The sequence below is a fragment of the Candidatus Fukatsuia symbiotica genome (genome assembly GCF_003122425.1).
Taxonomy (GTDB): Bacteria; Pseudomonadota; Gammaproteobacteria; order Enterobacterales; family Enterobacteriaceae; genus Fukatsuia; species Fukatsuia symbiotica.
Genome location: NZ_CP021659.1, coordinates 157,004 through 169,299 on the forward strand (window position 1 = coordinate 157,004; position 12,296 = coordinate 169,299).

11 protein-coding genes are annotated in these 12,296 nt (G+C 39.5%); 3 read left to right on the top strand and 8 right to left on the bottom strand.

Annotated features, from left to right (window positions below):
* Nucleotides 1-8: 8 nt before the first annotated feature.
* Together oppB and CCS41_RS15475 are read right to left on the bottom strand one after the other, a co-directional pair.
* Nucleotides 9-929, bottom strand: a complete 921-nt coding sequence (gene oppB, locus CCS41_RS00750) for an oligopeptide ABC transporter permease OppB (protein ID WP_119797023.1) — start codon at nucleotides 927-929, stop codon at nucleotides 9-11.
* Nucleotides 930-1,229: 300 nt separating this feature from the next.
* Nucleotides 1,230-1,370: a hypothetical protein gene (locus CCS41_RS15475; RefSeq protein WP_162859942.1), complete on the bottom strand. Its 141-nt coding sequence runs from the start codon at nucleotides 1,368-1,370 to the stop codon at nucleotides 1,230-1,232.
* Between the two features lie 293 nt (nucleotides 1,371-1,663).
* Here CCS41_RS15475 and CCS41_RS00755 point away from each other — a divergent pair, with 293 nt between their 5' ends.
* Nucleotides 1,664-2,074 carry an H-NS family histone-like protein gene (locus CCS41_RS00755; protein ID WP_072549918.1) on the top strand — a complete coding sequence of 137 codons (411 nt, stop codon included), beginning with the start codon at nucleotides 1,664-1,666 and terminating at the stop codon, nucleotides 2,072-2,074.
* 111 nt (nucleotides 2,075-2,185) lie between these two features.
* Here the strand turns inward: CCS41_RS00755 and CCS41_RS00760 are convergent, their stop codons facing one another.
* From CCS41_RS00760 to CCS41_RS00770, 3 genes are all read right to left on the bottom strand, one after another.
* Entirely contained in the window at nucleotides 2,186-3,532 is a 1,347-nt protein-coding gene (locus CCS41_RS00760; protein ID WP_072549912.1) for a UDP-glucose dehydrogenase family protein, read from the bottom strand.
* Nucleotides 3,533-3,733: 201 nt separating this feature from the next.
* Nucleotides 3,734-4,747 (bottom strand): two-component system response regulator RssB, encoded by a 1,014-nt coding sequence (gene rssB, locus CCS41_RS00765; RefSeq protein WP_072549913.1) that lies wholly within the window; start codon nucleotides 4,745-4,747, stop codon nucleotides 3,734-3,736.
* A gap of 426 nt (nucleotides 4,748-5,173) precedes the next feature.
* A complete protein-coding gene (locus CCS41_RS00770) occupies nucleotides 5,174-6,049 on the bottom strand; it encodes a helix-turn-helix domain-containing protein (RefSeq protein WP_072549914.1) in 876 nt (291 codons plus the stop codon).
* Nucleotides 6,050-6,775: 726 nt separating this feature from the next.
* Here CCS41_RS00770 and xthA point away from each other — a divergent pair.
* Nucleotides 6,776-7,582: an exodeoxyribonuclease III gene (gene xthA / locus CCS41_RS00775; RefSeq protein WP_072549915.1), complete on the top strand. Its 807-nt coding sequence runs from the start codon at nucleotides 6,776-6,778 to the stop codon at nucleotides 7,580-7,582.
* A 4-nt stretch (nucleotides 7,583-7,586) separates the two neighbouring features.
* Here the strand turns inward: xthA and CCS41_RS00780 are convergent, their stop codons facing one another.
* Complete coding sequence (locus tag CCS41_RS00780) at nucleotides 7,587-7,889, bottom strand: DUF1496 domain-containing protein (RefSeq protein WP_072549919.1); 303 nt, start codon at nucleotides 7,887-7,889, stop codon at nucleotides 7,587-7,589.
* Nucleotides 7,890-7,931: 42 nt separating this feature from the next.
* Nucleotides 7,932-9,854, bottom strand: coding sequence for a DNA topoisomerase III (locus CCS41_RS00785; protein ID WP_072549916.1), 1,923 nt, complete (start codon nucleotides 9,852-9,854; stop codon nucleotides 7,932-7,934).
* Between the two features lie 216 nt (nucleotides 9,855-10,070).
* On the opposite strand from CCS41_RS00785, the gene sppA reads away from it, so the two are divergent.
* Nucleotides 10,071-11,900 (top strand): signal peptide peptidase SppA, encoded by a 1,830-nt coding sequence (gene sppA / locus CCS41_RS00790; protein ID WP_119797024.1) that lies wholly within the window; start codon nucleotides 10,071-10,073, stop codon nucleotides 11,898-11,900.
* A 49-nt stretch (nucleotides 11,901-11,949) separates the two neighbouring features.
* Here the strand turns inward: sppA and CCS41_RS00795 are convergent, their stop codons facing one another.
* On the bottom strand, nucleotides 11,950-12,222 hold the full coding sequence (locus CCS41_RS00795; RefSeq protein WP_072550394.1) for a YeaC family protein: 273 nt from the start codon (nucleotides 12,220-12,222) through the stop codon (nucleotides 11,950-11,952).
* Between the last annotated feature and the right edge of the window lie 74 nt (nucleotides 12,223-12,296).

A 12,296-nucleotide genomic window follows, 5' to 3' on the forward strand; every position in this document is an offset into this window, starting at 1 on the left:
ACCGTAGATTAATAACGGATTTTTGGATCGATAGCAGCATATAACACATCAACAATCGCATTAAATAAAATAGTTAAGCTTCCTAGTAAAATCGTCAAGCTAAGAACTAATGAATAATCACGGTTTAATGCACCGTTGACAAACAACTGCCCAATACCCGGCAAACCAAAAATGGTCTCAATTACCATCGAACCGGTAATAATACCAACAAAAGCCGGTGCCATATACGAAAGTACTGGCAACAAAGCTGGTTTCAACGCATGGCGTAACACAATAATACGTAATGGTATGTCTTTAGCCCGCGCAGTACGAATAAAATTTGCATGTAACACTTCAATCATCGAACCACGGGTAATACGTGCAATACTCGCAATATAAGAAAGAGATAACGCAACCATAGACAAAATAATAAATTGTGGTGAGCCACCATTCCAACCACCCGCAGGTAGCCATTGCAATATAATAGCAAACACCAAGACCAATAATGGAGCAACCACAAAACTTGGGATAACTACACCCGTCATGGCTAATCCCATGACGGTATAATCCCATACTGTATTTTGCTTAAGAGCAGCAACCACACCTGCACTAATGCCACAAATTACCGCGAATAAAAATGCCACGCCTCCGAGTTTTGCCGATACTGGAAAAGAAGAAACGACTAAAGTATTGACCGTATAATCTTTGTATTTAAACGAAGGGCCTAAATCACCTTGTGCTAATTGAAGTAAATAACTGAAATATTGCTTATAAATGGGATCATTGAAATGATATTTTGCTTCGATGTTGGCCATCACTTCTGGAGGAAGATGACGTTCATCGGTAAAAGGACTACCAGGAGCAAATCGCATCAGAAAAAATGAAAAGGTAATCAAAATAAAAAGTGTCGGAATTGTTTCCAAAATGCGGCGAAGAATAAACCGTAACATAGCAAGTACCTGTGTTTGCCGTTTTGACTAGCACTTTATATTACCAGTTGCAGTGAAGCACTCGCCACTTTATTAACATGTCTTATCTATTCACTGTTTAGTAAGTATCTTAAAGGTGCTTTGGAGCTCTACTTTTTGGTTGTAAAATTTGTCGGTAGTCTAACAAAGAATTTTCATTGATAAAAATTATATTAATGAAAATGATTATCAATGAAACACATACTCAGTAACCTATTAGTGAAACAATATTGAGACGCTATTTACAATAGACTGATAAATATAGGGAGATAAAGCATTTCGTTAGCAAACAATAAAAAAAGTGAAGTAACTGCTACTTTTATTGTCGGCTGAAGCATAATGCTCAGGGAAAAGAATTTTCCCTGAGCAATAAGCAAACAGGGCGATTATTTTTCTTTGAACATTATTTTTATCTTTTGTCATACTGTTACAATTTCCTCACTTCTAATATCTACCACGAACAGGTAACTTAATGACAAATCATGTTTTTATATAGTATCAGTTTGTAACAATTTTATGGTTTTTCCTGGTGTTTTCGCTTGATAATGAAAAAATAATAGTAAATACTCCGGGTTTATTAGTAACGAGCAAAAATATTGCACTTTAAAAGTATCATTTTTATCGTGCTAATCAAATTGCCTATTGCAGAAAATAACGTAGCATTCTATTATTATCTGCATGCCCCCACTATGATTATTAATTTGAGACTAGGACTAATGAGCGAATTATTAAAAACACTTAACAACGTACGTACCCTGCGTGCTCAAGCGCGTGAATGCAGTCTTGAAACATTGGAAGAAATCTTCGAGAAATTAAGTGCTATAGTTGAAGACCGCTGTAAAGAAGCAGAGGAAGAGAGGGAAAAATCTGAAGAACGTGCACATAAAAAGCTTGAATATCTCAAAATGTTAGCTGCCGATGGCATTGAACCTGCTGAATTGCTGCAAGGCACTGCGTCGTCCAAAGATACAAATAAAAAACAGCGTGTACCACGTCCACCTAAATATAAATATACTGATGAAAAAACTGGCGAAAGTAAAACCTGGACAGGTCAGGGACGTACTCCTGCAGGGATTAAAGAGGGGCTAGAACAAGGCAAGTCGCTGGAAGACTATCAGATCAAATAATATTATGTTGTCTGTTTTTACGCGATAAAAAATACCCTCCTCAATCGGGAGGGTTTTTTTTATCGCGTTCCGAGTATTTTGTCGTTTAATCAATTTCATCTAAATTGGATTTTATTTCATTAGCGGCTTAACTGATGCGCCTCTACCGATGGCATAATAAATAAACTCTTGGCTATGTAGTCGTTCTGGATCGTATAAATTACGGCCGTCAAAAATAACGGGTTGCCGTAATTTATTTTTTATCATGCCAAAATCGGGTGCTCGGAAATTCTGCCATTCAGTACAAATAATCAGTGCCTCAGCTCCCTGTAAGGCAGCTTCCTTAGTCTTCATCAATTGGAGATCTTTACGCTTCCCATAAATACGTGCGGCTTCATTCATTGCCTCAGGATCATAAGCGTGAATAATAGCACCGGCTTTCCATAGGGTTTCCATCACGATACGGCTAGGTGCTTCACGCATGTCATCCGTATTAGGTTTGAAAGCGAGTCCCCAAAGTGCAAATATTTTGTTTGTCAATGGGTGACCAAAATGCTGAAAAATAAATTGCGTCAATTTATATTTCTGCTGGTTATTAACGGCTTGAACAGCCTGTAACAATTTAGGTTGATAAGCATTATTTTCAGCTGTTCGAATCAATGCCTGGACATCTTTGGGAAAACAGGAACCACCATAACCACAACCAGAATAGATAAAGTGATGACCGATGCGTGAGTCTGAACCAATCCCTTGACGCACTTTTTCAATATCAGCACCGAATAACTCAGCCAGGTTAGCCATTTCATTCATAAAACTAATTTTAGTGGCCAGCATACAGTTAGCCGCATATTTAGTCAGCTCAGCACTACGTATATCCATCAATATCATGCGATCATGATTGCGATTAAAGGGCTCATACAATTCACGGATTAACTCAAGCACTTCCTTATTATCACTGCCAATAACAATGCGTTCTGGGCGCCGACAGTCAGCAACTGCTGCCCCTTCTTTTAAAAATTCGGGGTTGGATACTACGTCGAAAGAAATCTCTTGACCACGTTGCTGTAAAATCGTCTCTATTACAGTACGGACTTTATCTGCCGTACCTACCGGAACTGTTGATTTATCAATGACAACTTTGCGATCATTCATGTAGTTAGCGATGGTTTCAGCCACTTGCATAACATATTGCAGATCGGCAGTGCCATTTTCATTAGGAGGTGTACCGACAGCAATGAACTGGATAATACCATGTGCAACACCGGCTGCTTCATCGGTAGAAAAACACAATCTACCCGCAGCAACGTTATTTTGTACTAAAGGAGCCAACGCTGGTTCATAAATATCAATCTGACCTCCTTGCAGCTTTGCTATTTTTTCAGCATCGACATCGATACAGAATACATCATGTCCTACTTCTGCTAATACTGCTGCCTGAACCAATCCCACATAACCAACGCCAAAAACTGTTACTTTCATGGTTTCTATCCTAAATAGTAAAATCCACGGCTATCATAGCGCCATAAAGCGGCGAGACTATATCAGTTAGCCTTTAAAGTACATAGAGTTGCTATCGACTGGGTCGTGCCCGCTCGTCAGTGGCGGATATTATTTTTGCCGTTATAACGTTGTGGAAAGAGAATTGCAAAGAAGCGCTACACTTTTCAGGAAGGGTTATTTTCAGAGTGTGGAAAGCGTCAACCGCAAACCACTGCCACCACCCCGTACCTGACACTCCCAAGATGCACAATCTTGGCTAATCTGCTTCAGGTAGGCTGTATTTAAGGTACCTAGTGGCATTCCATTGTCCAGCTGAATTTTGTTTTTTCCGATATTGATACTGGCCTGTAAACCGGCAGAAATCAGGCTAAGATTTTTGTATTCAGAATGATAATATCCGAGTAACAAGGGGAACTGGCCATCAAGATGTGTGCGGCGTAACAATTGATTCAGCTGTTGCAGCAATGCCGTCATTTGTGGCAAACGTCGTTTTTGTTGTGCTAAATGCTCCTGTAAAACACCGTTAAATAATACACGTAACAACAGGGCGGCTAATACACCGTTATTACCGGCTTTGGTAATATCCAGGCAATAAAATGCTAATTCGTTATTAGATAATGCAGCGATATCAAGTACCAAACCCGGCTGCTCCACGGCAGTCAATTGTCGATAACGGATTTTGCATTGAGCCATTGTTTGTTGCAGTGGTGGCTGGAGTTGAAGCAATAATTGAGCCGCTTTTTGAGGATCTTTACGTAATTCGTCCCAGTCCTGATCAAGTTCCCTTCTTTCAAGGGCTGGGGAAGTAAACAAGTCAGAATAAAGGCAGGCTAATACTGCTTCACGTAAACGTGCAAGATCTACTATAGGTTTTAGCAGTACATCCTTGACTCCCAGGCGTAATACCTGAGCGATATCTGTCATTTTATCCGTTGCAGAAATAATCAACACCGGAATTTTTATCCCCTGTGCTAACAGACATTCGACAAATTCAATCCCACCCATCTCTGACATAGTCAGATCACAAAGGATCAGATCTAGGGCATGCTCGTCGAGTACTCTCAATGCTTCCCGCCCATTAACCGCCTGATATATAGAAGCACCAAGTGAGCTTAAATAACCAGCCAATACTGAGCGAAAAACAATTTCGTCCTCCACGATTAAAATTTTTTTATTTATTAATGGCTTTTCCACGGATAGCCTCTCTTACCCTGCTTACTGTAAATAGTGGCTCAAAATGAGCACTTGTGCTTGCCACAATGTGGCATGACCCCAGTTTTTTTCTCACATTGCGATCTTCTTTGCATTTTTTATAAGAAGTAATTATCACTCTTATTTTATCAATTCAGCATGTTATACCGATGGTTTGATTAGATTTTGGTGATTAAATAATAATCCTTGGTAAATACCTTGGATGAATTAGTAACCATGTTAAAACATTTTTAGTAAACAGCTATTCTATTAATTGACAATCTTTAATTTTAGGTAAATAAATCCGATACAACCGTAATATCAATTAATTTATAACTGGTTAAAAAATGGAATACACTCTCGTACTATGATTTCAAAACAAGGTCCCCTGGCGCACAAAAGTCGTGCAATTGGTTGTTTTATTAAAAACTATAGATTGACATTTTTAACATAATCAATAAGCTTATTTAGCGCACTTGAGGGTGATTTTGACTGGTAAAAATAAAGATTATTTTCACTGAAAATTTCCTTGGTAAAGGGTACAAAGGTCAGCGTAGCATCCCGATCAAAGTCATCAATAGTAGAATTAGTGATAAATATGTAGTTCCCTTCGTGCATAAATTCTGAACAACATGCTGTGTTATCGACTTGGGTTATCTTATTCTTGGAAACATGATTGGGTACCTGTTCTTTAAGCGATTTGATAAATTTACTTTTATATAAAATAGGATTACATAGCCATATATTATCGTGCAGCAAACTCATAACGTCCTTACTTTTATTAATGATATCTTTCTTTGCATAGACACCAATAGCAAAACCCTGTACTTCTCTTATTAATGAAAATTTATCACATATTATTTTTTCTGACTTTATAATAAATATGTTACCATCATAATCAGGGAGGTCAGTGGCATTTTCAACGTTCATTCCAAGGATATTAGGCTCTATATTATTCCTTTTTGCCTCTTTGAATATTGCGCTTAAAATTTTTGATTTTCCCCAGTCATAATATATATTTACCGTGTTGGTAAAATTATCAGTCGCATATTTTTTTGTAATCTCTTTTGCTTCCTGGTACAACCCTTTTAAATCATTGTAGAGAATAGTACCTTCGTTAGTTAGTCTCATACCAAATTTTTCTCTTATAAATAATTTTTTCCCCATAGAGCACTCGAAATCTTTAACACCTTTTGCTACGGGTGGTGTTGTTCGGTTCATCTCCCTAGCTGCCTGACTTATTGATCCATATTTAGCCACTTTCATAAATGCTTCAAGTTTTATTGAAAAAATTGAGAAAAACATAATTCACCAATCCTCTTTTTGTTGTGAAAAATATTTTATGTTTATAGCTTTAACAAAACAGATCATCCACTCCGATTTGTATAATCAAGTAATAAAATCATCCTTTAGATTAAAAAATGAAATTTTCGAATTGTGGAATCTCTATTGAAATAAATTTCAATACTGTAAAAAACCACACTATTGTAAAAATAATAAATTTAAATCCTAGCGTGTTAATCAAAATCTATTAAATTCTCATATAAAGCCACAATGAAACTAATTTTTAACAAATTTATTAATATAATACTATGATTTTTAACAGTTATTTTTTGGCTGGGATGTGACAATAATCGTTAATTGAAATTACTGTATGATGTGCTAATAAATTTTATTTGGTACTTATTTAGGGCATAAATTTTTTGTTTTGCAAAAAATGGTAAAAATTTCAACAAAAAAATTGATGAAATTCGTTATAGAATATCAAAGAGTTAATATAGAAAATTTTATATTACAATCTGTTACCTGGATATATCGCAATTTAGTCTGGTTTTTTTTCTTTAAAAATAAATTTCTCTTTTTTTCTCCTGATAAAATCTGTGCAAAATTCATGTAAGCTTTCGAAGCATTACAGGCAATTTAATACCATTAAGATTTAAGTTACCTCTCTAGGGAATCTTGCGCGGATAACATTTTGATCAAATATCTGTTAGCATTCGGGCACATTTATACTAAAAAACGGCCGCAAGAATGAAATTCGTTTCTTTCAATATTAATGGGTTACGAGCCCGCCCCCATCAACTCGCAGCAATTGTTACACAGCACCAACCTGATGTGATTGGCCTACAGGAAACTAAAGTTCATGACGATATGTTTCCCTTGGAGGAGGTTAGCCAACATGGATATCACGTGTTTTATCATGGACAAAAAGGACATTACGGCGTTGCACTGTTAACCAGACAGCCGCCGCTAGCTGTACGACGTGGCTTCCCTACCGACGCCGATGATGCGCAACGCCGTATTATTATGGTTGATTTGCAGACACCAAGAGGCATCTTAACGGTAATTAATGGTTATTTTCCACAGGGAGAAAACCGTGATCACCCTACCAAATTTCCAGCCAAAGAAAAATTTTACGGTGATTTACAGAATTATTTGGAACAATATCTTTCTGATGACTCTCAGGTTTTAATTATGGGCGATCTAAATATCAGCCCGACAGAACAGGATATTGGTATTGGTGAAGAAAATCGTAAGCGCTGGTTACGTAGCGGAAAATGTGCTTTTTTACCGGAGGAACGTGACTGGTTAGCTCGCTTGCAAAATTGGGGGTTGATTGACACCTTTCGTACAAAATATCCTGAATGTAACGATAGATTTTCCTGGTTTGATTATCGTTCACGTGGCTTCGATGAAAACCGTGGACTGCGTATTGATCTATTATTGGCGAGTCATCCCTTAGCAGAACATTGCATCGCAACGGGTATTGATTATCAGATCAGGGGCATGGAAAAGCCCTCTGATCATGCTCCCGTATGGTCGGAATTCGCTTTTTGAACAACTAGTGAGTTAGCCGTTGCCAAATGAGTGGATTCGTCCTGACACTATTTTTATCCCGTGTGCACTGTAGTGATATACCACCTGGTATTTGTAATATTGCGCCTTCGGTATAACTTTGATTTTGATAGACACAGCAACGAATACAAGGATTACTATTGTTGCTATTAGTTGTCACCGGGTTTTTCAAAAGTTCGGCAGGCAACGGGACCACGAGGTTAACGTTGTTACCTTCAACCGCAGAAGCTACTGAGGAGAACAACAGAGTGCATACAATAAAGCATAACAATGCCACTTTTTTTATCATCAATTTTTTTATTGTGCCTTCTATTGACAATGCTTTCATCATCTATTTCTTCCTCAGTTTGGTAGACTGGCGTTTCTTCTCTTTCTTAATAGCCGTTACTGGGATGTCAGGTAATCCATTAAATACCGGAGATGAACTCTTTTGTTGTGCTTGATAGATTAAACTTTGTAATGTGGCTATTAAAGGTTGCATAAAATTTTGATAGCAACAACTTTTTTCGCTTATCTGTGTTAGTGTTGCTTCCCAGCGTGCTGTCATATCAGCACCGGTCGCGATAGCAGGCAATGCATGAACTAACGCCCTACCAGTAAGGCTGGAATGAATGTAACGGCCTTTTTTAAATAAAAAAGTACGTTTGAAAAGTAACTCAATAATACCTGCCCGGGTTGCTTCAGTACCTAAACCGTCGGTAGCACGCAATACTTTTTTCAATTCTTTATCCTGTACAAAGCGTGCAATCCCAGTCATAGCCGAAAGTAAACTTGCATCAGTAAAGGGGCGTGGAGGCTGTGTTTGCCGTTCGACTAATTCTCCTTTTTCACAGAGTAATTCATCCCCTTTTTTGACAACCGGTAGTGGTGTGCCTTCGTCTTCTTCGTTGCGTTCTTTGTTACCGAGTAATGTTCGCCAACCTGCAGCAATAAGGAAACGTGCTTTTGCTATAAATTTACCTCCCGCGATCTCCAGTTCAATGACACATTTGCGAAATTGCGCATCTGGGCAAAATTGCATCAGATATTGCCTTGCTACCAGGCCATAAACTTTGCTTTCATCTGGAGTCAGATTAATTTTGCGGGCAAGTGAAGTTGGGATAATAGCATGATGTGCGTCCACTTTTTTATCATCCCAGCAACGGTTACGGCGCTCGTCATCGATCACTGATAGTGGCAGCAGAGTGGGTTGATGGTGCTTGATAGCATTGAATACCGCATGGCGTTCAGCAAAGTGCTCTTTGGGCAAATAGCGGCAATCCGAGCGAGGATAAGTAATTAATTTGTGGGTTTCATACAAACGCTGACAAATATCGAGCACTTGTTGCGCACTTAAAGTGAAACGCTTGGCAGCTTCTATCTGCAATGTCGATAAAGAAAAGGGCAGTGGTGCGGTTTCTAATTCTTTTTTATCACTGTATGAAGTAACCCATGCTGGCTGCCCGGTAATGCGATTAATGACATGTTCCGCCAATGACTTATGTAATAACCGCCCTTCTTCATCCTGATAGCTTTCACAGGCATCACTAGGCTGCCAGAAGGCAACGAAACGTTCTTGTGCGAGAGTGATGATATGCGCTTTGACTTCAAAAAAGTCTTTTGCGACAAAATTTTCAATCTCTTCATCACGACGCACTACCAATCCTAATACTGGGGTTTGTACCCTTCCAACTGACAGTACACGATCATACCCAGCACTACGACCAAGAAGGGTATAGGCACGAGTCATATTAATGCCATATAACCAATCCGCTCGTGATCGTGCCAATGCGGATACACAGAGCGGGATAAACTCATGGTTATAACGTAATTGTTTTACCGCCCGTTCAACTGCCGATGGGTTGAGATCATTGATCAGGCAACGACGGACATTCTGCCGCATTGAAGGTGTCAATGCTAAATAATTGAGTACTTCGTCTACCAGCAATTGTCCTTCACGATCCGGATCACCGGCATGAACCACATCATCAGCTTGCTGTAATAACTTTTTAATCACATTGAGCTGTTTACTTACCTCTGGTCGCGGCCGCAGTTGCCATTTTTCAGGAATAATAGGTAAATCAGACAATAACCAGCGGACATAACGACTATGATAGGCATCCGGTGGTGCTTGCTCTAATAAATGCCCGATACACCAAGTCACCATATGATGATCACCACAGGCGATAAAACCGTCACCACGTTTATGCGGTTTGGGTAATATATCAGCAATAGCACGCGCTAAACTGGGTTTTTCGGCAATAAAAAGCTGCATTATCCACCCTAAAAGATTGCACAAAATTTAAAAATGAGTAGTGGATCCTGATCAATTTTTCTGATAGCAATTTTCATTTTAAGCTAAAAATAACATATATTGCCGGTTTGGTGTCAATAATTGCTAATTAACAGAGTTGGCAAGATAATTAAGGCTGACATTTATTTTAGGGATGATTAGGATGTGACTACCTGTTAAATTTGTATTGGAGACTACATGCGCATTTTGTGGCGATTTATTGCCGGTACTGTCCGGCGTACGTGGCGTTTGCTCAATTTTGTCAGAGAATTTTTCCTTAATTTGTTTTTTATTCTGTTGATTTTAATTGGTATTGGCCTTTATTTTCAGTTTCAAAATAAACCCGCGGATCCTGCCAAGGGCGCGTTATTAGTTGATTTAAGTGGTGTTGTTGTCGACAAACCGATCGTGAATGATAAATTACGAGAATGGGGTCGTGAGCTGCTGGGATCTTCCAGTACCCGTTTACAGGAAAACTCTTTGTTTGAGGTAGTAGAAAACATCCGCCAAGCTAAGGCTGATGACAATATTACCGGTATCGTGCTGTCGTTAAATAACTTTGTCGGTGCAGACCAACCGTCATTACAATACATGGGTAATGCGTTACGCGAGTTTCGTGACAGCGGTAAACCGATTTACGCCATTGGTGATAGTTACAATCAGATTCAGTATTATCTGGCCAGTTTTGCCAACAAAATTTATCTATCGCCACAGGGCTCGGTTGAACTTCAAGGTTTTTCCAGTAATACCCTCTACTATAAATCGTTGTTAGATAAGCTAAAAATTACGACCCATGTCTTCCGTGTGGGTAGTTATAAGTCTGCGGTTGAGCCAATGATCCGTGATGACATGTCTCCGGAAGCACGAGAGGCGAACAGTCGTTGGATAGAAGGGTTATGGCAAAATTACCTGACAGAGGTAGCTTCTAATCGAAATCTCAGTAAAGAGCAGCTGTTCCCAAATGCGGCTACCGATATTGTGAGCCGATTGCAGGCCGTTGGTGGCAATTTAGCTCAGTATGCATTGGATCATAAACTTGTCGATCGATTGGCTTCTCGTTCCGCTATAGAAGCCGAATTGACTGACATTTTTGGTTGGGATAAACAAAATAACGATTTTAACTTTATCAGCATCTACAACTATCAAACAAAAGAAAAACCACAGCAAGATAGCCAAATAGCGGTCATTCTGATCAATGGTGCTATTGTCGATGGCTTGCAGACGCCAGGTAGCGTCGGTGGAGATACTGCCGCCGCACAAATCCGCCAGGCACGCCTAGATCCTAAAATTGAAGCCGTTATCTTGCGAGTAAATAGCCCGGGTGGCAGTGTTAACGCCTCTGAAGTGATACGTTCAGAATTAGTGGCGCTCCGTGCCGCAGGTAAACCACTGGTAGTTTCTATGGGCGGAATGGCCGCATCAGGGGGCTATTGGATTTCTACTCCTGCTAATTATATTATCGCTAATCCAAGTACTCTCACTGGTTCTATCGGTATTTTCGGTGTGATCAATACCGTTGATAAATCACTCGAGAGTATTGGTGTACATACCGATGGAGTAACAACTTCACCGCTGGCGGATGTTGCCACGACCAAGGCACTTCCCTCTGAGTTTAGCCAGATGATGCAAATCAATATCGAGCATGGCTACCAAACTTTTATTAATTTGGTTGCTACTGCCCGTCACAAAACACCTGAGCAAGTCGATCAGATTGCTCAGGGGCGTGTATGGATGGGATCAGATGCTAAAAATAACGATCTGGTCGATCAATTGGGCAATTTTGATGATGCGGTGAAAAAAGCGGCTGAGTTGGCGAAGCTTGATAACTATGAATTGCAATGGTTTGTTGATCAGCCTAGCCTGAGTGATATGATTTTGAGCCAAATTGGCGTTTCAGTACAGGCAATGCTACCTGCTCCGTTGTCTGCTGTGGCGACCGTGGTGAAGGACCAAACGGATTCGTTCAATCAATTTAATGATCCGCAAAACCGTTATGTATTGTGTTTAACTTGCGGCGATATTCGCTGATAAGCCCTTGATTTCTTGTATCTAGCCCGGCAGTAGTCGGGCTTTAGATCTATTGTGGTTTCAATTTAATCAGCATTGGATGAGTAAACTGCTGTTGTAATTCCTGTTTGCTTTTTATCACCATCTGACCGTCAGTACCGATACTCATATGTTGAGCTTCATGGTTGTAGCGTGCTTGCCACAGCATAATCATTTGCAAACTGTTCTCTTTCTGTGTTGATGTCAGCACATTCCCATCTGACCATTTGCCCAACTCCACCGCCTGTAGTAGACGTTGGTAAATTTCAGGGGTGATACTGGCAATTAAATCATCAAGTTCCATCAGACATCCTTAGTAAAACATATATCAAGCTAAATCGATTCTTTCTCTAGAACCTATTCGAAATCTCTTATACT